The sequence below is a fragment of the Mycobacterium sp. 1423905.2 genome, assembly GCF_001673155.1.
Taxonomy (GTDB): Bacteria; Actinomycetota; Actinomycetes; order Mycobacteriales; family Mycobacteriaceae; genus Mycobacterium.
Map to the genome: position 1 here is coordinate 1 of NZ_LZLE01000306.1, position 22,774 is coordinate 22,774.

At 64.1% G+C, this 22,774-nt stretch carries 20 protein-coding genes and 1 pseudogene; 10 read left to right on the forward strand and 11 right to left on the reverse strand.

Features of this window, described 5'->3' with window-relative positions; translation table 11 throughout:
- Positions 1 to 625 (forward strand): annotated as a pseudogene (locus A9W95_RS27345) (antibiotic biosynthesis monooxygenase); the annotation flags it as partial.
- A 7-nt stretch (positions 626 to 632) separates the two neighbouring features.
- On the opposite strand, the gene A9W95_RS20195 reads toward A9W95_RS27345, so the two are convergent.
- Both A9W95_RS20195 and A9W95_RS20200 read right to left on the reverse strand, forming a co-directional pair.
- A complete protein-coding gene (locus tag A9W95_RS20195; RefSeq protein WP_067416818.1) occupies positions 633 to 1,511 on the reverse strand; it encodes an SDR family NAD(P)-dependent oxidoreductase in 879 nt (292 codons plus the stop codon).
- Positions 1,512 to 1,568: 57 nt separating this feature from the next.
- Positions 1,569 to 4,364 carry an RND family transporter gene (locus A9W95_RS20200; protein WP_067416821.1) on the reverse strand — a complete coding sequence of 932 codons (2,796 nt, stop codon included), beginning with the start codon at positions 4,362 to 4,364 and terminating at the stop codon, positions 1,569 to 1,571.
- A 200-nt stretch (positions 4,365 to 4,564) separates the two neighbouring features.
- Between A9W95_RS20200 and A9W95_RS28085 the strand changes: the two genes are divergently transcribed.
- On the forward strand, positions 4,565 to 4,876 hold the full coding sequence (locus tag A9W95_RS28085; protein WP_253851713.1) for a hypothetical protein: 312 nt from the start codon (positions 4,565 to 4,567) through the stop codon (positions 4,874 to 4,876).
- 22 nt (positions 4,877 to 4,898) lie between these two features.
- Entirely contained in the window at positions 4,899 to 5,033 is a 135-nt protein-coding gene (locus A9W95_RS28250) for a hypothetical protein (protein WP_256388922.1), read from the forward strand.
- 440 nt (positions 5,034 to 5,473) lie between these two features.
- Here A9W95_RS28250 and A9W95_RS20210 read toward each other — a convergent pair whose 3' ends face one another.
- Positions 5,474 to 6,046 (reverse strand): DUF417 family protein, encoded by a 573-nt coding sequence (locus A9W95_RS20210; RefSeq protein ID WP_082983223.1) that lies wholly within the window; start codon positions 6,044 to 6,046, stop codon positions 5,474 to 5,476.
- 173 nt (positions 6,047 to 6,219) lie between these two features.
- Between A9W95_RS20210 and A9W95_RS20215 the strand changes: the two genes are divergently transcribed.
- The 7 genes from A9W95_RS20215 to A9W95_RS20245 all read left to right on the forward strand — a co-directional run bounded on the left by A9W95_RS20215 (position 6,220) and on the right by A9W95_RS20245 (position 13,458).
- Positions 6,220 to 7,086: a DUF4344 domain-containing metallopeptidase gene (locus tag A9W95_RS20215; RefSeq protein WP_067416823.1), complete on the forward strand. Its 867-nt coding sequence runs from the start codon at positions 6,220 to 6,222 to the stop codon at positions 7,084 to 7,086.
- 88 nt (positions 7,087 to 7,174) lie between these two features.
- Positions 7,175 to 8,284, forward strand: a complete 1,110-nt coding sequence (locus tag A9W95_RS20220) for a glycosyltransferase (protein WP_067416826.1) — start codon at positions 7,175 to 7,177, stop codon at positions 8,282 to 8,284.
- A gap of 452 nt (positions 8,285 to 8,736) precedes the next feature.
- Positions 8,737 to 9,141 carry a PPOX class F420-dependent oxidoreductase gene (locus A9W95_RS20225; protein ID WP_067416939.1) on the forward strand — a complete coding sequence of 135 codons (405 nt, stop codon included), beginning with the start codon at positions 8,737 to 8,739 and terminating at the stop codon, positions 9,139 to 9,141.
- A gap of 29 nt (positions 9,142 to 9,170) precedes the next feature.
- A complete protein-coding gene (locus A9W95_RS20230) occupies positions 9,171 to 9,848 on the forward strand; it encodes a TetR/AcrR family transcriptional regulator (RefSeq protein ID WP_067416829.1) in 678 nt (225 codons plus the stop codon).
- Positions 9,849 to 9,882: 34 nt separating this feature from the next.
- Entirely contained in the window at positions 9,883 to 11,112 is a 1,230-nt protein-coding gene (locus A9W95_RS20235) for a cytochrome P450 (protein ID WP_067416832.1), read from the forward strand.
- Positions 11,106 to 12,347 (forward strand): Xaa-Pro peptidase family protein, encoded by a 1,242-nt coding sequence (locus A9W95_RS20240; RefSeq protein WP_067416834.1) that lies wholly within the window; start codon positions 11,106 to 11,108, stop codon positions 12,345 to 12,347. The genes A9W95_RS20235 and A9W95_RS20240 overlap by 7 nt, the downstream gene beginning before the upstream one ends.
- Positions 12,337 to 13,458, forward strand: a complete 1,122-nt coding sequence (locus A9W95_RS20245; protein ID WP_067416836.1) for a Xaa-Pro peptidase family protein — start codon at positions 12,337 to 12,339, stop codon at positions 13,456 to 13,458. Before A9W95_RS20240 ends, A9W95_RS20245 begins: the two co-directional genes overlap by 11 nt.
- On the opposite strand, the gene A9W95_RS20250 is transcribed toward A9W95_RS20245, so the two are convergent.
- The 8 genes from A9W95_RS20250 to A9W95_RS20285 form a co-directional block, all read right to left on the reverse strand.
- A complete protein-coding gene (locus A9W95_RS20250) occupies positions 13,430 to 14,737 on the reverse strand; it encodes a hypothetical protein (protein ID WP_067416941.1) in 1,308 nt (435 codons plus the stop codon). The genes A9W95_RS20245 and A9W95_RS20250 overlap by 29 nt on opposite strands.
- A gap of 26 nt (positions 14,738 to 14,763) precedes the next feature.
- A complete protein-coding gene (locus A9W95_RS20255; RefSeq protein WP_067416839.1) occupies positions 14,764 to 15,528 on the reverse strand; it encodes an SDR family NAD(P)-dependent oxidoreductase in 765 nt (254 codons plus the stop codon).
- A complete protein-coding gene (locus A9W95_RS20260; protein WP_067416842.1) occupies positions 15,525 to 17,882 on the reverse strand; it encodes a CoA transferase in 2,358 nt (785 codons plus the stop codon). The genes A9W95_RS20255 and A9W95_RS20260 overlap by 4 nt, the downstream gene beginning before the upstream one ends.
- 15 nt (positions 17,883 to 17,897) lie before the next feature.
- Positions 17,898 to 18,869 carry an enoyl-CoA hydratase/isomerase family protein gene (locus A9W95_RS20265; RefSeq protein ID WP_067416845.1) on the reverse strand — a complete coding sequence of 324 codons (972 nt, stop codon included), beginning with the start codon at positions 18,867 to 18,869 and terminating at the stop codon, positions 17,898 to 17,900.
- Between the two features lie 63 nt (positions 18,870 to 18,932).
- Positions 18,933 to 20,135 carry a cytochrome P450 gene (locus A9W95_RS20270; protein WP_067416849.1) on the reverse strand — a complete coding sequence of 401 codons (1,203 nt, stop codon included), beginning with the start codon at positions 20,133 to 20,135 and terminating at the stop codon, positions 18,933 to 18,935.
- A gap of 186 nt (positions 20,136 to 20,321) precedes the next feature.
- On the reverse strand, positions 20,322 to 21,008 hold the full coding sequence (locus A9W95_RS20275) for a TetR/AcrR family transcriptional regulator (protein WP_067416852.1): 687 nt from the start codon (positions 21,006 to 21,008) through the stop codon (positions 20,322 to 20,324).
- Positions 21,009 to 21,072: 64 nt separating this feature from the next.
- The gene (locus tag A9W95_RS20280; RefSeq protein ID WP_067416855.1) at positions 21,073 to 21,318 is read right to left on the reverse strand and encodes a hypothetical protein; all 246 of its coding nucleotides are present in this window, start codon (positions 21,316 to 21,318) and stop codon (positions 21,073 to 21,075) included.
- 143 nt (positions 21,319 to 21,461) lie between these two features.
- Positions 21,462 to 22,703, reverse strand: a complete 1,242-nt coding sequence (locus A9W95_RS20285) for an FAD-dependent oxidoreductase (RefSeq protein ID WP_082983225.1) — start codon at positions 22,701 to 22,703, stop codon at positions 21,462 to 21,464.
- Positions 22,704 to 22,774: the final 71 nt, after the last annotated feature.

Here is a 22,774-nt window from a genome sequence, read left to right on the forward strand (position 1 = left end):
ACCCAACGTCGGCGTCTTCTTGCACAGCGTCACCCCGGGCAAAGGAGCGGAGTTCGTCGCCGCGCAGCGAGACCTGACCACTGTCAGCTCGACTTTCCCAGGCTATGACGGAACGACCGTCTTTCCCGCCGACTCCTCCGGCCAGTGGATGTCGGTCTTACGTTTCCGCACCGCCGCACAACTCGCCAGATGGATCAGGTCGCGCGAGCGCGAGCAAGCGCTGCCACGCCTGCGCGACGAACTCAACGGTGACTTCGCCGAATTGCCGCGTAGCGCCCCATTCGGATCGACGGTCCGCATCGCCGACGGGCAGCCGAAAATCACCCCGGCCTGGAAGACCGCGATGCTCGTGGTTTTGTGCTTGTACCCGACCGTGATCCTGCTGTCGAAGTGGCTCGCTCCCGCGCTCGACAGGTTGGGTGTCGCGACAGCGATAGCCGTCTTCGTAGGCAACGTCATCAGCGTCGTGCTGCTGCAATGGGTACTGGTGCCGGCGGCCTCTCGACCGTTCCGGCGCTGGCTCGACCCCATCGACGGGGCGTCGGCGCGCGCCGGCGCGGCCGGAGCTGCGGTAGTCGTCGCCGGCTACACCGCGTTGGTGTTGTTCTTCACCTGGCTTGGCTGAGCGGTTTTCAACGTGCCGTCAGTATTGAATGCAGCTCGGTGAGCGACCACGGTTCGTTGTCCCGGTGGTCGCGGTATGCCAGCACACGCGGTGTGGGCCGGTCGAAGCTGCCGACGAAACCGCCTGCTGCAACGTAGATTTCACCGGTCACTTCGCGCGCTAAGTCACTTGCCAGGTAGGCGTACAGCGGTGCCACGAACGCCGCAGGCGCGGCATCCAGCGAGGCCCGCATGGTCAACTCGTCCAGTAAGCCCCGGCGGTGCAGGTCGGTGATGTGCTCCTCGTAAGCAGGGCCGGTGGACAACCGCGTTCTGGCGCCGGGGCAGATCACGTTGGCCCGCACACCGGAGGCTCTGAGCTCCGCGGCGATGGCCATCGTCAGCCCGTTGACGGCGCCTTTGCCTGCGGGGTATCCGGTGCCGCCGTAATCACCGAGAAACGCCACCGAACTGGTGTTGACGATGGCGCCGCGGCCCTGTGCGGCCATTACCCGCGCCGCGACGCGGCAGGTGTGAAAAACGGTGCCGAGGTGGGCTTTGATCAGCGAGTCGAAGTCGGCCGGTGTGATGTCGAGGATCGACGAGTGGGCGGGCTCCGCGACGCCCGCGCAGTTGATGAGGATGTCCAGGCGGCCGTATTCGGCCAGACACTTCTCGACGAGCGCGGTGGCGACGCGCTCGCTGTCGGCGGCTCCGGCCAGTCCGGTGGCTCGACGGCCGGACGCCTGCCACGCCGCCACTGTCTGTTGCACTCGATCGGCATCGCGTCCGTTGACCAACACACCGGCGCCGAGTTGACCGAGTAGGTCGGCCACCGCCCATCCGATGCCGCGGCTGCCGCCCACCACCACCGCGCCTTGCCCCGCTAACAGGCCTTGACTGCTCAATCGCTTCCTTGTCGAAAAGTGGATGCCGGACAACGCTATCCGGACAACGCTATTAGGTCAGGCGCGCACCGGTGGCCGTGGCCACCACAGCCAGCGCCCCAGCATGGCCATCAATGCCGGTAACACGAAGGCACGCGTCACCAGGGTGTTCAGCAAGAGACCGAGGCCGACGGTGACGCCGATCTGCGCGACGCTGAGCACGCTGCTCAACGCCAGCCCGAACATCGGCAGCCCGATGACGATCCCGGCGGTGGTAACCACCGCGCCGGCAGCGGCAAAGGCTCTGATGATGCTGGTACGGGGCCCGGCGGGCGCCTCTTCCCGGATACGCAAGGCGAAGAGCAGGTTGCCCGCCGACCCCATGGACACCAGCAACACGAACGCGATCGGCGGTACCGACCAATGCAATGCATAACCGAAGACGCGTTGCCAGATCAACACGCTGGCACCGAGGGCACCGACATACGAAGCGGCGATGGTGCCTGTGACGATCAGACCCGCGAGCGGACTGCGCAGCAATAGCGCCGCGATCGCCAAAATCACTGCCAGGGTGATGACGACCAGCAAGGTCAGGTCACCGCCGATCAGAGTCTGCAGGTCACGCGTCGCCGGTCCCACACCTGTCAGTTCCACACTGGTGGGTTTGAGGGTGCCGTCTTTCGTCGCGTCGGCGATCGCGCTCCGGATGGCGCCGGCCCGTTGGGCTCCGTCACTGCCCCATTCGTGTCCGTCACCGAAGACCAGCAGGCGCGTCGCCTGTCCATTAGGTGAGAAGAAGCCGTCCAGCGCGACCTGCATGTTGGGGTCGGTGAGGATCTTCCGGGAGGCATAGAGGTCGATGCCGGGGCGGCTCCGCGAGACGGCGGCGAGTTCGCGTAACCGGTCGGGCAGCTGTTGTATCGGTGTCGCGCCGGGATTGTCTATGGCCTGTCTGAGGCTGGTCGCCGAACCCCTGACCGCGGACACCTGCATGTTGACTCCGCCGAAGGCGGTGGGTAGGCCGGCCGGTCCGGACGCCGCATCGGCGATTCCCTTCCCCAGTTGGTCTCCGGAATCTGCCAACGTGGTAGCCCGGTCGACCACAGTGTTGGACCATTGCACCGCATCCTGGGCGGCCGAACAGACCGGCGTGGTCGGACAGTCAGGGATCGCCGACACGAAACTGCGCAAGGGGTCGAAGATGTCAGACACATCGGCGGCGCGGGCGCGGATCTTGTCGATCGACACCTGCATGAGATGGACGGCCAGACTCGCCTGGCCGATGCCGTAGGCCCCCTGTTGCACGCTGTTCTGCAACAGGTCCAGGGCGGTCGTCATGTCACCGCCCGCGGCCCCGAGGTTGGTGAAGGTCGCATCCCGCGCTGACAGTCGATCGGAGAATTCGTCGAGTCGATCGCCGAGGTTTCCCGCTGACGCCGTCATCGCTGCCTGCTTGGACACCAGCCCATTGGGATGACTTGCGGACTGGACCATGCGCACGCCGGTGACACCCATGACGGCGCCGGTAATACGTTCGATGGCGGTGAGCCCGGCGGGGTTACGCAAGTCGTGATCGGTCTGAATCGTGACGACTTCCGGCAGTAGCTGGTTAGCGCCGAAGTGGCGGTTCACCGCTTGGTAGCCCCGGTTCGACTCTGCCCGAGGGGCGGTGGCTGCGGTTTCGTCCCATCCGATCGGCACGCCGGGCCCGGAGACGGTGAGAACGAAGATCAACACTCCGCAGGCCACCAGGATCGGCGCCGGCCATCGGGCGACCTGAATACCGATGCGCCGCCACCGCACCCGTAGATTCCTGCGGCGGGGTGGCTTCGCCCAGTTGGCGCGGCTTGCCAGCGCGATGAGCGCAGGGGTCAACGTGAGTGCCGCCAAGCCGACCGCCAGCACGCCGATCGAGCACAGAACTCCCGTCGTCGCGAAGATGCCGATGCGAGCCAGGTTCAGCCATCCCACCGCGCCCAGCGGCGCCACCACCATCAACGTTGAGCCGATGATTGCCGGCGCCACCCCTCGGTAGGCATCGACCAGCGCTTCCTCCGGCGAGAGTTCTTCCCGACGTCGCTCGTGGTACCGCCCGATCATGGAAATGGCGAAGCCGGTGCCCGCCCCCACCACGACTGCCACACTCAAGCCGAGGGAGAACAGCGAGACGCCGATGACCTCATGATCGACGAGCACCGACACAATCGGCTTGACCACGGCCAACGCGACCAGAACCGACGTCAAAGGCACCAACGCGCTGACCAGCGACCGATACAAGACCAGCAACAGCACCAGCAGCACCGCGAGCGTCGTTGCGGTGATCAGTTGGATCTGTCTGTCGAAAGCGGCGAATTCGTCGGTGACGGTGGCACCAGGACCGGTGATGAAAACTTGCAGACCGTCGGGCGGATGCAGCTGCGCCACGGTTGCCCGCGCAGCCGTGACCGACTCAGTAGCTTGTGACGTGCCGACCATGCCGGCAAGCAACATGCTGGCCGTCACGACATGATGGTCGTCGCTGAGCACCGCGTCCGCAGTGGCCGGGATCGACCACCAGTCCGAGACAGTGACCACATGTCTCGGGTCGGCGCGCAAGGTCGCGATCGCGCGGTCATAAAAGGCGCGGTCACGGGCAGTCAACGCTCCATTGCGCTCCAAGACCAAGTAGCCGATGTTGTCACCGGCGGCTTCGTGGAAAGCGGCTGCCGAACGTTGCACGGCAAGCGAAGTGGGGGTCCCGTAGGGCGAGAAGGGTTGGTCTTCGACGCTGATCAGCTGTTCGAGCGGCGGAGCCAAGCTATTGCCCAGGACCGCCGCAAGCACCCACGCACCGATGAAGATGAGCGGAAACCGGTGAATGATCCGTGCAATCACCGCATCCGCCTTCGCCGCGTCGGGCGGTCAGCCGTCACGCCGCTGGCCATTGGACCGGTACCTCACCCTCGCCTGTCTGCCCTGGCTCTAGCCATCGCCGGGCGGGCTAATTCAACCACCTCACCACGTGGATCGGTCATTGTTTTCCTCTGGACTCGCTTCAACAGCGGTTCACCCGCATTCCTCCCCCGACCCCGGTCATGAAAATCGTGGGCTTCATCTGGCGACGCGTGTTGGCGTTCGACCGGCTAGGTGCATGCATTCCTCAGCTGATACAGGTGTGGCTCCTCGAATTATTCTTCGGGCTGCCGCTGACATTCTTCATCGGCAAGATTATCGACGTCCACGGCGCGTTCGGTGTTCCCGGCACCGGAGGACCGATCGGCGGTGTGTTCTGGGGAGCCCTGGTGGTAGCCGTGGTTTTCGGCGCCTGGTTCGTGCGGTCACTGGTGACCCCGCGGGTGGTCAGCGGGTCGTGGATAACGCCGTACATGCCGAGGTCGGAACGCTGACCGTATCCGGCAGCAATCGGGCGTGGACAATCACTTCCCCTATTTAACCCCCTACTTGACCAGCCATCCGTCCTACGCGCTGCTGCTGTTGGTGACCACGCTGATTCCGGCGGTGATGCTTGCCGCGACCATCAATCACGGTGATAGCACCTTCTAGGTGTGTGGGACCGTCGGGTTGGCGATCCTCGCCTGCATGGCCGTCGCACGCGTATTGTGTTGGTACGCACTGAAGTTGGGACGCCGCCGACTTGACGAGCAATTGGCCGGGTCGGGCCGCGCCGCTTAGCGTGGGGGATGGCGTGGCAGCCGGGGCTGGTCCTGGTGGCGATGGTGTATGCGATCGTCTGCATCCCGTCGGGTGTCATGTGGGTCAAAGAAAAACGCGCCATCGCAGCATTGGCACCGGGTAGAACCGGCCGTGGCGGAAATAACTACGCCAGGTGGGGGCGTGCCGGTGGCGTTGCCGTCCGGCGGTGAGGCGCTCCTGCTCGCGGAGACCCTGGCGGTGCCGACTTCAACGCGACCATGGCCCACGTTCGCAATGGCGCCCTAGCCGCCACCGGCAGAATCGCTGATCACTTCACCCGAACCAGCGCACTACGGCTTCGACGAACGCGCCTTCCCCGCGCCATCCGCCGACGGCAGGGTGATGCTGTTGCTCTCCACTCCGTAATCCTCACCCCACCGCCTATCCCGTCGGCCGCGCCTCAGTGCCTCACCGCAACTCCACATCGACACCCCGATGAGAACGACATCCTTCAGCAGGAATTGGCCGGGCATCCCCGACAGCACCGGGACCCCGGCGGCATGAGTTGCGATGACACCGGGCGTCGTGAACAGAAAGCTCAGTGTGCCGAGGAACAGGACGATGGCCATCGCGCTCCCGAACGCACACAGCCGTGCCGAGAACGGTAGCGCCGCAATGAGAATCGCGGCGACGATCTCCAACGTGCCAAGGGTGCGAGCGACCGTCGACACGCTCGCCACGTCGTACACCCAGCTCATCAGGGGACTGTGTTCGATCAGCACGCGGCTTTCCATCTTGACGTACTTGCCGAATCCGATCCATGCCAAGACCAGCACCAATCCGTATCGGCTCACCAGTTGCCCACTGGTGACCAGCCGATCGGCAATGGTTGCGTTCGGTGATGCACCTTTTACCCTAGTCAAAATCGCTCCTCTTCAACCCAACCGGCGGGAAGTTCCCACCGGTCACGAGCGAAACAGCCGCAAAGTTCAACTCGTCCCACGACCGCTGCTCAAATCGACCGGACGGTGGGGCTAAGTGTCGTACCGTGCAACTACTTGTCCTGCGGCGTGTCGAGAGACCGGAAGGTGGCGCAATGAAAGTTGCAGTCGCGGTGAGCATGTCCCTGACTGCCTTGCTGATCGCCGGCGGCTGCAGCAGCACCACCGGCCAACAAAGCGGCAGTCGGTCGACAGGGTCGGCAACACAGTCCTCGGCTCCGGCACCGTCGAGTCCGCCCCCGCCGGCGGGAAAAATGACCACTCGCTACGAGGCTGGGAACACCCCCGAAGCGCAGCGGGGCCGCCAGATCATGACCGACGCCAAGCTGTTGGAGACCGTGGCGCAGCAAGTCAACGACACCTTGAACCTGCCTTACGACCTGACCGCGGTCGGCAAGCAATGCGGTGAGGCCAACGACTACTGGGATCCCAATGTCAACGAAATACAGCTGTGCTACGAGGACATTCAGGAAAGCGAACAACGGTTCGCCAACAGCGGCAATACAGATTCGGTACAGGCGGCCGTCGATGCGACAATCTCGGGGTTCTACCACGAACTCGGTCACGCCACCCTCGCCGTGTATCAGCTGGCTTTCACCGGTCGCGAGGAAGATGTCGCCGACCAACTCTCCGCTTTCATGCTGCTCACCCCCGGAGCCGACGGCAAGCCGTATCCGAATGGGGTGCGAATCGCGACCGACACCGCGCAGGATTGGAAATTGAGCGCCAAAGAAGCCGGCGACGCCAATGATCTGCCCTTCTGGGATGGCCACTCCATGGACATCACCCGCATGTACAACTGGGAGTGCTGGATTTACGGATCTGATCCGGTGGCCAACGCCAATATCGTGACTTCCGGCGACCTACCCGAAGACCGGGCGGGCAACTGTGAAGATGAATTCCAGAACATGTCCCGCGCTTGGCATCAGATGCTGGGGCCTCATCTCAAGAAGCCCAGTTAGCCTGCGCCTGAGCAGAGTTCACGCACTGTTCAGGCAACCGTCGGACCAGGATCGTTGACCGCACATGCGGGCGGGTTTCCCTCACCGTATGCGAGTCGTTCAGGTCGCCAACTTCTATGGTCCTCGCTCCGGCGGCTTGCGTACTGCCGTGGACCGCCTTGGTGCGGAATACTGCGCGAGCGGCCATGAGGTCTTTCTCGTCGTCCCTGGCTCACACGCCGCGAGCGGCCGCCTCCCCACCGGAGTCGTCCGGATCACCGTGCCCGCCGCTCAGCTCCCGTTCACCGGCGGGTACCGCGCCATCATGCCCGGGCCAGTCCGTGCCCTGCTGGGATCGCTGCGGCCGGACGCCTTGGAGGTTTCGGATCGGTTGACTCTGCGATCGCTGGGCCGGTGGGGCCGCGACCACGGCGCAACCACCGTGATGATCTCCCATGAACGCCTGGATCGCCTTGCCGGACAGATACTTCCACGGCGCGCCGCCCAGCGCGTCGCCGACTTCGCCAATCGGCGCACCGCAGCCGATTACGACACCGTTGTATGCACCACCCGCTTTGCCCGCGAAGAATTCGACCGTATCGGTGCCACCAACACCGTCACCGTGCCATTGGGAGTCGACTTGCAAACCTTCCACCCGCGTTGGCGTTCTGCGCGGGTGCGGCAGCGCTTCGCCGATCCGGCTCAGATCTTGCTCGTCCATTGCGGACGTCTGTCGGTGGAAAAGCATGCCCACCGCAGCATCGACGCGGTGGCCGCACTGTGTGACTTCGGCGTCGATGCTCGGCTGGTCATTGTTGGAGAAGGACCGTTGCGGTCCAGGCTGGAACGGCAGGCGGCGCGACTGCCCATCGCCTTCACCGGTTTCATCTCCAATAGGCAGACGGTCGCCCGGCTGCTGGCGTCCGCGGACGTTGCCCTGGCGCCGGGACCGCACGAAACCTTCGGTCTGGCCGCACTCGAATCGCTGGCCTGTGGCACGCCGGCCGTCGTATCGCGCACATCCGCCTTAGGTGAGATCGTGACTGCTGACAGCGGCGCACTGGCCGATAACGATCCGACGGCTATCGCACACGCGGTGCGCACCATCGTCAGCCGACCCGAGGATCACCGGCGTGTTCACGCGCGCCGCCGAGCTGAGATGTTCACCTGGCAGCGCGCCGCGGCAGGCATGCTGACCACGCTGGGCACCGCGCAATAACGCTCAGACGCCGGAACTGCCTTCCCCGAGCAGTTCCGGGTACGCCTGAAACGGATCTTGGTGTGGTTGTCGACCGGTGTCGAGCCTGGTCAGGATCCGCCTAGGCTGCAGGATTCGATCAACGCCGGTTCGTAAGTCGCCGCACCGCATTCGCATTCCCAACAGATGTGTGGGCCGCACGAGCACGCAATCGTCGCGACGATCATGTGTCCCGGCAGCAGCCAGTGGCCCCGCGTGCAACGTTGCGGCGGCCTGTCCATCCATTGCTCGCGCGTCAGCTGCGCCAGCTCGCCAACATCAAGACTCACGCGCAACACCGTCCCATCCCCGGCGCGCCGAAATCCAGGGCACGGTACGAATCGTTACCCAATGTTGCCGCTTGTTGACCGTGTCGTTGCGCCCAAAAGCGTTGACGAAGAATGTAACTCGCGGACATGGCTATCGTGGAGACCATGGCAGAAGACCTGGCGTTGGGTGACCAACGTTTCGTATCGTTGACCACCTTCAAACGCAACGGCGAGGGCGTTGCCACGCCGATGTGGATCGGACGAGACGGTGACGACGTATTCGTGTGGACGCCGTTGGACAGTTGGAAAGTCAAGCGAGCCCGCAACAATCCACGGGTTCTGTTGGCGCCTAGCAACCGGTTCGGCAAGGTGCGTGACGACGTGGTGCCCGTGGAGGGCACCGCTCGGGTGATCACCGACCCGGTGACGGTGCAACGCCTACAGGCGGTGATCCGCCGAAAATACGGCCTCGGATACCGCGTGGTGCGACTGTTGGAAACCATCTTCGGCCGGGGCCGAGGACAGCGCGCCGCCCTCCTCATCACGACAGCGAACCACCAGACCACCTAAATAAACTGCTTGATTTAACCCGTGCCGCGGTGTTCACTGAGACGGTGACCTCGGCGCGGGCGGTGCGCACTGACCGGTCGACAGGAACCCGCGAGGCCATCCTGTCCGCCGCCGAACGCCTATTCGCCGAGCGCGGCATGTATGCGGTCTCCAACCGCCAGATCAGTGAGGCTGCCGGGCAAGGTAATAACGCGGCAGCCTGTTATCACTTCGGCACTCGCACCGAACTGCTGCGGGCCATAGAGAGCAAGCACCGAAATTCCATCGAAGACCTGCGTGCGCAGATGCTCGCCGACATCGAGGACTCGGCCGAGCTTCGCGACTGGGTCGGCACGCTGGTGCGGCCACTGACCGATCACCTGGCCGCTCTGGGAACGCCCAGTTGGTATGCACGATTCGCGGCCCAAGCAATGGCCGACCCGACCTACCGTCACGTCGTCACGAAAGACGCCCTCACCTCACCCCGCCTCGTTCGGGCCATCGACGGCATAAATCGTTGTCTGCCAGACCTTCCCAAGCGGGTGCGCGCAGAACGCATGGTCATGGCCCGAAATCTGTTGATGCATACCTGTGCCGAACACGAAGGCGGGCTGGCCGAGCACGGTCCGAGCGCACGTTCGAGTTGGCCGGTTGCCGGGGAAGGCTTGATCGACGCGATCGTCGGGTTGTGGCGCGCGCCGGTCCATGTCAGTCCGGCGGTCGGCTAGCAGCCCGGGACAGTCAAACCAAGCAAGGAGCACCATGACCGACATCTCGACGGACCCAACCACCGATATCCCCGAGTTTCCGATGACCCGCACACCGGGTTGCCCGTTTGCTCCGCCGCAGAAGTCGTTGGCGCTCAACGCCGATCGGCAATTGAGCCGGGTCCGGATCTGGGATGGCAGCACGCCGTGGCTGATCACCGGGTATGAAGCGATCCGTGCACTGTTCAGCGATGCGCGGGCCAGTGTCGATGACCGGTTACCGGGTTACCCGCACTGGAACGAGGGAATGTTGGCGACGGTTCACACCCGACCGCGTTCGGTGTTCACCTCCGATGCCGAGGAACACACCCGTTTTCGCCGCATGTTGTCGAAGCCTTTCACCTTCCGGCGCGTCGAGGCACTGCGGCCGGCGGTGCAGAAGATCACCGACGATCACATCGACGCGCTGCTTGCCGGGCCGCAACCGGGTGACATCGTCAGCAAGCTGGCGTTACCGGTTCCCTCGCTGGTGATCAGCCAACTGCTGGGCGTGCCGTATGAGGACGCGGACTTCTTTCAGCAGCAGGCGCACCGCGGCATGGGTCGCTATGCCACCGCAGAGGACACCGCACAGGGCGCGGCATCGTTGGCCAAGTACCTGGCCAACTTGGTTCGGGCCAAAAGAACCGACCCTTCTGAAGACCTGGTGTCGGACTTGGCCGAACGAGTCAATGCCGATGAGCTCAGTGTGCGCGAAGCGGCACAGTTGGCCACCGGCGTGTTGATCGCCGGGCATGAAACGACCGCCAACATGATCAGTCTGAGCGTCGCCGCGCTGCTCGAACATCCCGACCAGATGGCGTTATTGCGCGAGGAAGACGACCCCCAGGCCGTCGCGACAGCAGTCGAAGAGCTGATGCGTTACCTCAGCATCATCCAGACCGGGCAACGACGCATCGCCCTAGAAGATATCGAGGTTGCCGGGGAGACCATTCGGGCAGGTGAAGGCATCATTCTCGATGTAGCACCGGCGAATTGGGACACCCGACAGTTCCCGGAACCAGACCGGTTGGACTTGCGCCGCGATGACGGCCCTCATGTCGGATTCGGTTACGGTCGTCACCAATGTGTCGGTCAGCAGCTGGCTCGAATGGAATTGCAGATCGTCCTGCCGACTTTGTTGCGCCGCGTCCCGACCCTGCGGTTGGCGGTGCCCCTCGAGGAGGTTCCGTTCAAACACGATTCGCTCGCCTACGGCGTATACGAACTGCCCGTCACATGGTGACCGGCGCGCTCACCGCGCGTGGTGTGGAGTTCGACATTCCCGACGAACCGGATTGGGCCCGCATGCGCGCCGAGACGGGCGCCCGACTTCGCACCGCCATGGCCGAACACGGGGTCGACGCGCTGATTCTGTTGATGAACGGTCACGTGGTCTACGCGACCGGGGCGAGCTGGCCCCTGCTGGACGCCGGTTTGTCTCACGCGGAACGTCCGGTGGCCGTCGTACTGGCCGACGACGAGCATCCCCACCTTTTCATGCCGCTGCGTAGTGGAGCTTCCGCAGCACCGCCACCGGCGCCGGAAGACCATGTGCATGAGCCGGTATACCTCGAATTCGACTCGGGCGTAGCTCAATTCGCTCGCGTGTTGGCCGGGTTGCTGCCGCCGGGCGCTACCGTGGCGGTGGACGAGATGACCGGCGCCATGCGGCGTGCCATGAGCACGCTGTTTCCGTCGGGCGTGCCGTCGGATGCGGCGGCGGTGGTCGGCGCGGCGCAATTGATCAAGACCCGCGACGAGATTTCCTGTTTGCGTCGAGCTTGCCGGATCACCGAGCAGGCCATGGCGGAGGTACAGACGGCGGTGGTGCCGGGCGTCCGCCAGATCGACCTTTCGGCAACGTTGGTGCGCCGCGCGTTCGAGCTGGGCGCCACCGCGAACATGCTGGAAGCGATCTGGCAAGTCATGCCCAGTTCCCGGGCGGCTGGTGTCTGGACGACGCACGGCGACCTGGCGTTGCCGCTGCTGCCCACCGATCGGGAACTGCGCTCCGGCGATGTGCTGTGGACCGATATCAGCTTCAGCTACGCCGGCTACTGCTCGGACTTCGGCAGGACGTGGCTGGTCGGCCAAAAACCCTCAGCCCAGCAGCACGACCAATTCCATCAGTGGCGTGCCATCCTCGACGCGACCCTTGCCGTCACGAAAGCCGGTGCCACGTGCGGCGATTTGGCTCGCGCAGCGATCGCCGCCAACGCAGGCCGCAAACCGTGGCTGCCGCATTTCTACCTGGGTCACGGCATCGGCACCTACCCCGCCGAAGCCCCGATGATCGGCACCGATCTCGGGGCAGAATACGACGACAACTTCGTCTTCTCCCCCGGCATGTTGCTGGTGTTGGAACCAGTCGTGTGGCAGGACGGGACGGGAGGCTATCGCAGCGAGGAAATCGTGGTCATCACCGACGACGGTTTCACCCCGATCACCAACTACCCTTATCAGCCGTATGGCGACTGACGTCTTACCTGATCCACCCGCCTTACGAGTGGGTCGACGAGAGCGAGCGTTGGCTCAGATGGCGGCTCACGACCTGGACGTCTTGGTGCTCGGAAGACAAGCGAATGTCCGGTATGTCACTGGCGCACCGCAGCTTTGGATCGCCGGAACCCGGCCGTTCGGACCGGTCTGTGTGGTGATCCGTGCCACCGGTGACATCTACCTCAACACCACCGACGACGAAGGGGTTCCCGCGGAGATCGGTCACGACCACCTCTACGGATTGGCGTGGAATCCGATGACCCTGATCGATGTGCTGAAGAACATCGACGGCGCCGCCGCGGCACGCCGGGTGGGCACCGACGCCATCACGCCTACCTTCGCGGCCTTGCTGCCGCGAGCATTCCCGCGCGCGGAGATCGTCGACGGTGAACTGGCGATGCGCGCGGCGCGGCGCATCAAGACACCCGACGAGATCGCAGCGATGGGCCCGGCGGTACGGATCGCCCAAGGCGGATTGGTCGCCGGCTTGGGCGAATTGCGACCCGGAATCTCTCAGCAGACGCTCGCGGGCGCGGTGCTGGAGGCCATGGCCGCCGGCGGAGTCAGTACACCGGCAACCCAGGACGCCGCGTGGGTCACCTCAACCGAACACCCGTGGCAACGCGCTGATCGAGAAGTCCGGGACGGCGACTTGGTCGCGTTCGCGGCGGGCGCGCTAGCCGGCGGTTATGTCAGCGAAGTAGGCCGCACCTTCCCGGCCGGTCGGGTCACCGATTACCAGGACGTGCGGCAGCTCTTCCAGCGGTCAGATGCTCTGTACCGCAACATGATCGCGGCATGTCGTGCTGGTGCTCCGATCAGCGAGTTCCTGGCCGCTTATGACCGTGCCGGCGAGCCGGTGCCGCCGATGCCGATTGCGCACGGTCTAGGCTTGGGCTTCGATCCTCCGGTGGTTTCCCAAGCGCTCGTCGCCGCAGGAGAAGACGATCACCTGGAGGCCGGTATGGTGCTCGCTATTTCGGGATACGTGTGGCACGCGGGAATCGGTACGGTTTTTCGTCGAGACACGGTTCACATCACCCCAGATGGCGCGAAATTGCTTACCCCGCATCCAGTCTGGCCGGATTAGGCGACCCGTCTCCTTCGGCCAGCGCGAGATCCAGCAGGTCACCCGGGCGGTATCTCGCCCACAGGTTGAGCACATTCGACAGCATCTGCAGTGGGGCGCGTAGGCTCTCGTCGTCTTGGATTCGCGGGTCGTCGCGCCGCTGCGGCATGTCGGCGCCGAACCGTCTACTCAGCAACGCCGGTACGTCAAACAGCCACGCGACGCCCATGGTGGCCGCATACAGCACGGTGTGCCGGCGGACCCGGTCGGTGTCCAATGGCGGACCGCCATAGCGACGCATTTCGGCAACGAACAGCTGAAGAAGTTGGTCCAGGTGGCCATCCCACAGGTCGGCTTCGGCGCCGGACAGGGCTCCCCAGATCGCCATGCCTACGTTCATCTGGCTGACGCAGCCCCAATCCATCAGGCCGCACTGGAGCACGCCGTCGCGGTCGCGCCAGAACCAGGCGTTGTCGACGTTGGCGTTCCAATGGCACAGAGCGATGTAGTCGGCGTCGGCGCCCAGTTCGCGCAGCACTGTGTCGTGGTGGGCGGCGAAGCGTGGTGCCTGCGTACTGAGTGCAGGTAAGAACTCATGCGGAGCCACGTTCTCGCACAGGAGCATTGGATGGTTGTCGACGAACTCGGCCAGCTCGGCCAATCGTCGGTCCAGTCGACGCGCGGACGAAGGGGCTCGGTCCCCGACCGTCGCCGCCGCGACGTTCAGCGGAAACTGGGCGCCAAGGGCGGCGGGCAGGTGCCCCGAGCGGTGAGCTCCGGCCAGCCGGCCCAACGCAGTCAGCACCGCACGATAGTGGGCAACGGGTTGCGGCATCTGGTAGTCGAGGCACTTGGCATAGTGCGGCTCGATACCGTTGTCTCCGAAGGTGATGCGCTCGGTGATCAACAGCCCGGTTGCGGTTGCCCGATGGTAGTCGCCGAAGAGCACGGTGGGAACGACGATGGGAAACCCAGGAGCGCGGGACAATTCGGCGAACCGCACCTCCGGTTCCATCTGCGTGCGACCTAGGTCCCGGACAGGATTGTCAAAGTCGCGGGAGAATTTGACGAACAACTCGGTGGGCGCCTTGGTATCAACGTTGCGATAGCGCACCGACAGAGTGGCTTTGCGTCCCGTGCTGCCGCCGGCGACCTCACCGAATCGGGTGATGTGTGTGACGGCGTCGTCTGGGGCGAGCGTCCCCGCGGCCCAGAAAGCGCGGGTCAGGAACTCGGGCCCTGCGGCACGCAACGTGACCGGATCGGCCGGAATCGGTTGCCCTAGCTGGTCGCCGGTCACCCATCGCTGCCCGCCGCGCGGCGCGGTCACCAGGTCTGTTCGGCGGCGCGCACCAACATGTGGTTGACGGCCACGCGCCGGTCGCGGGTCACCATGAACAGGACCGCATCCGCGATATCCTCCGGACGCATCTTCACCATGCCGGCAGTCTGGCGCTCGAACGCTTCGCGCGACGGTGCGGCCAAGTGGCTGAAAATCTCCGTGTCCACCGTTCCGGGTCCCACCACACCGACCCGCACGCGTTTGCCGAGCACCTCTTGACGAAGGCCCTCACTGAACGCGTTGACACCGAATTTGGTCAGCGAGTAGACCGCGGTGTTAGGTCTGGCCACCCACCCGGCGGTGGAACTGATGGTCACCAGATCGGCGACCCCTCGAGGAGAATCCGTGGCGGCCTCGATGAGGTGCGGAAGAGCGGCCCGGGTAACGTACAGCACTCCCTGCACGTTGACCGCGACCATTTGATCCCAGTCCTGCATCGACGCTTCCGTCGCGGGCCCAGACTGCATCAAGCCGGCGTTGTTGACCACGATGTCCAGACGCCCGAATTCGGCGACGGCGCGTTGCACCGCGGCCGTGACCTGGTCTGCGTCGGTGACATCCGCGGGAATCAAAAGGGCCCTGCCGCCCCGTGATTCGATATCGGCCTGAAGTTCTCGCAAACGGTCGGCCCGCCGTGCCAGGAGCGCGACTGCGGCGCCTTGGTCCGCCAGTGCGCTCGCCGTGGCGGCGCCGATGCCGCTGCTGGCACCCGTCACCAAGGCGGCGGTGTGTTCAAGCGGCGGCGTCATCTTCGGGCTTCTCTGTTCATCTCGGCACACAATATCTGCTGCACAACGTAATCCGTATCCGCACCAAGATCTGGGGCGCCCCGCTCGATACGGGCCGGGTTACGCGTCAGCCGCCATGACGGTCCCACAATCGGCCGCTGACCTTCCCGGTTGTCGGTGACGAAGCGGTACAGCTCGCGGTCCCAGAGCCGTTGGTCGCCGATCACGTCCGGGGCCGTGGCGCTCTTGGTTGCGGGCACTCCTGCCATACGCAGTCGGTGTGCCAGCTGTTCGGCGTCATGTCCCTGCGTGTGGCGCTGCAACTCGGCATCTATCGCCGCGCTATGCGCATGCCGATCACCACGCGTGGGATAGCGCGCGGCCAGCTGCTCTGCGTCGAGCACCTCGCACAGTCGTTGCCACTCAACGTCATCATCGACCGCTATTGTGACCCACGAGCCGCCCGCGCACGGGTAGCAACCGTGCGGGCACAAATCGGGGTGGGCGTTGCCGTCAACTTCCAGGTGCTGTCCGGTCAAGTTCTGTTCGACCAGGCGGTCTCCGATCATCGCGGAAAGTGTTTCGACGGCCGATAGGTCGACGAATTGACCCGCGCCGGTGGTCTCGCGATGCAGCAGCGCCACGATTGCCGCGAAGGCTGCAGCGGCTCCGACCGTGGAATCGCCGTAACGCATGCTCGCCCCGCGCGGTGGGCCGCCGGGATAGCCCACCAGTGCGGCCAATCCGGCCAGTGCGGCGAAACATGGGGCATAGCCGGTTTGCTGCCCCAACGGCCCGTCGTTTCCCCACATCTTGATCGAGACCGAGATGATGTCCGGCTTGATCGTCCTGAGCTGCTCGTAGCCCAATCCTTGGCGCTCCATGGCACCGGGCCGCAGGTTGTTGATCACGATGTCGCTGCGGGCAATGAGCTCCCGCAGGCGAGTCATGCCCGCTGGGGTCTTGATGTCGAGGTCCACGCTGAGAATTTCGGGATTGATGCTCAGGAAGAACGGCGCGTGATTGACATCTGTACCGCCGTAGGCACGCATCTCCTCGGGCATCGCCGCGGTCTCGACCTTGATGACTTCGGCGCCCAACAGGGCCAACAACTTTCCCGCGTACGGACCGGCCCATACCTTGGTGAGCTCGACGACGCGTACCCCTTGCAGCGGGCCACCGCGACCCTCTGTGGGCGGTTTCAGTTGTGCCCGTTTGGCCGCCGGCGCGATGCGCCGCGTTCCGATGCGGTGACGGACTACTTCGGTGTGCTGACCAAGACTCGGTGCGGGCGAGGTCACCCGCGCCGGCGAGGCGCTGAGCCGGTACGGCACCGTGGGATAGTCGGCCGTGCCGAGCATGGGATGCCGGACGGTCTGGAAGAAGCCCCGATGCTGGTATTGCGCTGAGCGGTGCAGATCCACCGCGTCATTGACCGGCACCAAAGGCACACCGAGCTGTTGTGCTTGATCGGCCGCATGTTCTTTGGGCAAGTGCTGAACCCATGCTGCGAATCCGCGCTGGAACTTCGTGACTTTCGCGGGAGTGACCCCAAATTCGAGCCAGTCGTCGTCGAAGTCGGCAAGCCATGTTTGATGACCCAACAGTGCCTTGACACCGAGCCAGTGCGCGCGGTTGGTCACATACAGGTAGACGAAGCCGTCCGCACAGGAGAAGAACTCTGCGGGGCCTTGCTGGTCGTAATCGTCGCGTTTCCCTTCCGCCGGAACCTCGCCGGTGATGAACCGGCCGAGGATGCAGTCGGCGCGCGATACCAGCACTGCCTGCTCCGAGATGTCGATGGATTCGCCGTCACCGGTGTGCAATCGGCCAAACAGCGCCGCTGAGACACACAACGCGGCCTCCAACCCCGCTTCATAGTCGGCGAGGAATCGGCCGGGACCCTGTAACGGAGGCTCGGAAGGGTGGGCGTGGCTGGGAGTATGGTAACCCCAGCCGCTGGCGTGAAAGACGTTGATGCTTTTGGCATTGTCCAGGTCAGGGTCGGCGCCCAGCCCGAACGGGGTAATCGTACAGACCACCCCCGCCGGGTATCGCTGCGCCCACGATGTCGCGTGGTCGGTGATGACGGCGTCGGCGGTGCCGACGAGGTGATGTAGAACCTCGAGCCCGTCGTCGGTATCAATGTCGACCACGACCGATTGTTTGTTGGTGTTGAGGTAGGCGAACAGCGCGCTGCCCTCTGGTCCGGCGTCTGGACAAATGATGGGCGCCATGGTCCGGGTGCGGCTGCCGCATCGGGGCGGCTCGACCTTGATCACCTCTACACCGAAGTCCGCCAGCAGCTTGCCGCAGTACTCCCCCGCTACCGAATCAGCGAGCTCGACGACCGTGAAACCCGTCAAAGCCGACATGGGCGCGCTTGCCGGTCAAGGCTTCTTGCGCCCCGAACGGCTGAGGCGCCACTCCGGCGGGAAGTTCAGGTCGTTGTCTTTGACCACGTTGTTGAGACCCTTGCTGAAGGTTCCCTCGGTCAGGTCGACATCGTTTTCCTGGTCATTGGCGATCATCGGCAGCATTCCCTCGACCATGCCGGTCAGCAGGCTGCCGAAGTACTCTCCCTTGTGCTGCTTGTAGAGCTCTAGGAACGTTTTCTGTACCGCGACAGTGTCGGTGGGCCGCGAGCGCGAGCAGGCCATGGCGTACTTCAGCGTCTCTTCCTCGAGCTTCTCACGCGGCACGACGCTGTTCACAAAGCCGCAATCGTACATCTCTTTGGCGCTGAATGGCCGCCCAGTGAACAGCATTTCAGAAAATTTACGCAGTCCCATGGTCTCGGCCCACCACCACAGTCGTGGCCCCCAACCGACATAGCGGAATGCCGGGTGGCCGAAGAGTGCATCTTCGGAAGAGATCACCAGGTCGGCGTCGCCGGCCTGGTAGAAGTGCCACCCGTAGCAGTAACCTTTGGCTTCGATGATGCTGACCTTGCGGAGTTCCTGCAGCGGGCGATTGCCCGCTCGAGCCTTGGCGTAGAAGTCGGTGACCGTGGAAAGGTAGCGGTAGGACCCGCCGGGCGGGTATTTGACGTTCTCGTCGTTGATGGCCAGTTCGTGCAGCAGCGGCATGCCCGGGTTCTCCAGCATCCCTCGTTGCTCGGGTAAATCGCCGCCACTGCCGAAATCCTCACCCTCGCCGCGAATCACCACCACTTTGACGTCGTCGTCGACGTTGCATTTGTGAATCAGGTCGGCGTAGTTCTGGCGCATGCCCAAGGTGGTGGAGTTCAGTTCCTCCGGCCGGTTGAAGGTGATGTAGGCGATCCGGTTCTTCACGTCTTTCTCGAACTTGATGTACTGCTCTGCTTCCTTCTTCATCTTCTCGTAGTCGTACTCAGGCATGAGGTCTCTCCTTCGCGGCCGGTGATGATTCGAATTGTTCGAAGATGGGCTTGCTGGATTGCATCAGGGCACCATGGCCGGCATCGACTCCCAGCCGCGCACGGTCGAGGTGGGGCTCAGCTGGGCGCCACTCAGGTCGACATCCCACTCGGGGAAGCGTTTGAGGACTTCTTCCAGCGCGACGCGACCTTCCAAGCGGGCCAGCGCCGAGCCCAAGCAGAAGTGATTGCCGACACTGAACGTCAAGTGCGGTCGCACAGGCCGATGTATATCGAATTGGGCTGCGTTGTGGCCGAATTGACGTTCATCACGGCAAGCAGAACCGATCAGCATCATCATGACGCTGCCTTCGGGCACCGTCTGGCCGTACAGACTCACATCACTGGTCACATACCGCGACACATGCGGTGCCGGAGGCTCGTAGCGGAGCAATTCCTCGATCGCCTGCGGGACGAGCGCGGGGTTCGCCGCCAGCTCACGACGCTGGTCGGGGTGATCCGCCAAAACCTTTCCGGCCCAACCGATAAGCCGTGTGGTCGTCTCGTTCCCGGCACCCGCGACGACGTTGAGGTATACCAGTATCTCCTGGCGAGTCAGCCGCCGCGTGGTGCCGGTTTCGTCGACGAACTCGACATTGAGCAGATCGGTCATGATGTCGTCGGACGGATGTTCGGCACGCCAGTCGATGTAGGCGGCGAACGCTTCACCGACGGACAATCCCTTCTCGGCCGTCCGCATCGGCTTACCGGCCTCCGTGCGCAGTTGGGCGTTACCGCGGTCCCGAATGTAGACCTGATCGTCGTCCGGGATGCCCAGCAGCATGCTGATGACTTTCATCGGCATCAATGCGCCCAGGTCGCGGACGAAGTCGAATTGGCCCGATCCCACGAGCGGATCGAGCAGTTGCGCGCAGAACTGCCGAATCATCGGCTCCAGCGCGGCGATCTTCCGCGGAGTGAACATGCGCGACAACAACTTACGGTGCACGTCGTGAATGGGTGGATCTTCGAAGATGAGCATCCCCGGCGGGATGGCGAGATTGGCCTTGATCAATTCCAAGATTGCGCCTCGCGCGGAACTGAAGGTGACGTGATCCACCAATGCCTTGTTGACGTCGACGAAACGACTCAGCGCATAGAAGTCGTACTCCGCGTTGTAATACAGCGGTGCCTCGTCGCGCAAGCGTGCGAAGGCTGGATATGGATCGGCGATGAGATCCACATCGTACGGATCGAAGCGAACATGACTGTCAGTGCTCGTCGTCACGAAACACCTCCGAGCACCGGAATTTCGGTAGATCCGATTCGCGCAATTTACACATTTCGCTTAACTGCGGTGCCCCTGCGAGCGACCCGCTCGTCTGTTTCTCTATTACCGTAGAGAACCATACGGCGGGTGCGGTGGCAAGGGTGGTGCGCCCGAACCCGAGGCGCGTCGCCGACCATCGGCAGCTCATTGCGGTGAGTCCGCGAGACCGCCGGTGCGGTGGTCAGCATCGGAGGCCACGGTGAGCTGGCCCTTGGCCGGACTCTTGAGGATGCCGGTGGCGATTGCCGCCAAGATCGTGTCGAGTTGCGCGGCGTCATCGACGATCCGGTCGCCATGGACGAAGCGGAGCAGCAGGCCGTTGATGAACGTCAGCGTGATATTGCTCAAATCTTCGATTACCGCGGAATCCAACGCGCTGCCGTGCGGCATGAGTTGGACCAGGATTTCGCGGTGCAGCTTGGTGAAAGCGTCGGTTCCCTGCTGCAGAATCGCGGCCATTTCCGGATCCCGGGAGGCCTGCATCGTCAGCTCGTATCTCGCTTTGGTCCGAGACAAATCCGGCTCTCGTCCGGATTGAATGACCACCTGGGACAACAGCGACGGAGACGGCGGTTGGCCCGCACTGCCCGAATTGTCGGCCACCGACTGCAGATTGGCGAGGTCCAACTCGGCCAGTCGCTCCGCCACAGCGCGGAGCAACGCCGAGCGGGTCCGGAAGTAGAACGACGTGGTCCCGTCTGCGACGCCGGCCTTGCGGTCCACCTTGAGATGGCTCAGACCCTTAGCCCCGTCATCGGCCAGCAATTGAATCGCCGCGTCACACAAGTCGCGTCGGCGTTCAGCGGGATTGGGTTTCCGTCGTCTGTCCATGGCCTCGGACGCAGACGGTACTCTACTTTCGTAGTGTCAGTAAGTGCCTATCGGCACGACTGGCTTATGTGCACGGGATACCGTGCGGTCCGCCGATCCATTGCCCGGGCGGCGACTGCCATGGGCAGTACTTCTTTACTTGCCCGGGTGGCAATGGGCGCCAGTCGCTGGGGTTGTCGATGTGCGGGCCCGGGGGGCCCGGAATGCGGGGGCCGGGATCGGCTTGCGCGAGTCCGGCGCCCAGGCCGAGCGCGCTGGCTCCCAGCCACCCGGCGATACCGACGGTGCCGGCGATCTTCTTCATGCTCATTCTTATGGTCTCCTTCCGCCCCGCCTCAACTCCATTCGGGAGGCGCACCGCTGTGAACTGCGGGTATGGGCAACTCAATGACCAGTTACGTTCTCTATGTATACCCGCGGCGCCCCACCCCGAAACCACGTGACGGTCGCCGATCAGCGCGGGCCGCTATCGGGACTGGATGTGCGGCGGGCGAAGGCGGGTGCCCGTTCGGGCAGGACACCCACGCCGATGAAGTACGCCGGCAGCGCCGACAGCCACGGCAACCGCTCCAGTAACCGGAACACGACCGTCGGTGGGGTCGGATCTTCGCCGCGCAGCAGCGGGCCGAGAAGTCCTCGGTGCAATACGCGCTGCACCCCTTGAGTCACTGCGGTGGGAAGAATGCGCCGGCGGCGGACGGCGGCCAGATCGCGGTTCGTGACGTTGTGCCGTCGCAGCGGTTCGGCCAATCGCGTCGCAGCCGCGACAGCGTCCTGCACCGCAAGATTTATGCCGACGCCGGCCAGCGGCGACATCGCATGCGCCGCATCGCCGATGCACAGCAGCCCGTCGGTATGCCAACGCCGCAACCGATTCACGCGTACATCGAGGTGCTTGACGTCGTCCATGGACGCCAGGGCGTCGACCGATCCGGCGGCTTCGGGCACCAGGGCTGCGATGTCACGGCGAAATGCGTCGATGCCCTGGGCACGCAGTTGGGCGTCGGTGCCCTTGATGCCGAGATAGGCGATCTGGTAGTAGCCCTCGCGCGGAATCACACCCAATGCCTTACCCGGAGCGGTGCGCGGCAGGAAGGAGTACTCGGCCTCGTTGACGCGCGGTAGCTTGAACCACCACACATCGAATTTCACCGGGTAGTCGCGTGTCTTGAGTCCGGCCTCGTGGCGAGCGATCGACCACCGGCCATCGCAGGCGACCGTCAGCTCGGCACGCAGTTCGCCGGGTCCGTCGGGATGTTGGTAGCGCACGCCGGCGACGCGACCGCGGTCGTGGAGGAGTCCGGTGACTTCGGTGTTCATTCGCAACGTGAACGTGGGCTCGGCGTTCGCCGCCTCAGCGAGCATGCTGAGCAGGTCCCACTGCGGGACCATCGCGATGAACGGAAAGGGTTGACGCAACCGTTCGAAGTCGACGTAAGTGACCGAGCGCCCATTGGTCTCGAATTTCGCCTTGCGAACTTCGCTGTACGGCAACCGCGAGAAGCGTTCCCACAGGCCCAATTCGTCGAGGAGTCGCAACGTGGTGCAGTGCACCGTGTCGCCGCGGAAGTCACGGAGGAAGTCGCCGTGCTTCTCTAGCAACGTGACGTCCACGCCCGCGCGGGCCAGCAGGAGACCAAGGACCATGCCCGCCGGGCCGCCACCGATGATCGCGCACGTGGTTTTGTCGACCATTAACGCAAAGCATACGGGCCGGCCTGCGCCCAATGTCAAAGACCGCAGCCAACTACGCGTGTTTACAACGT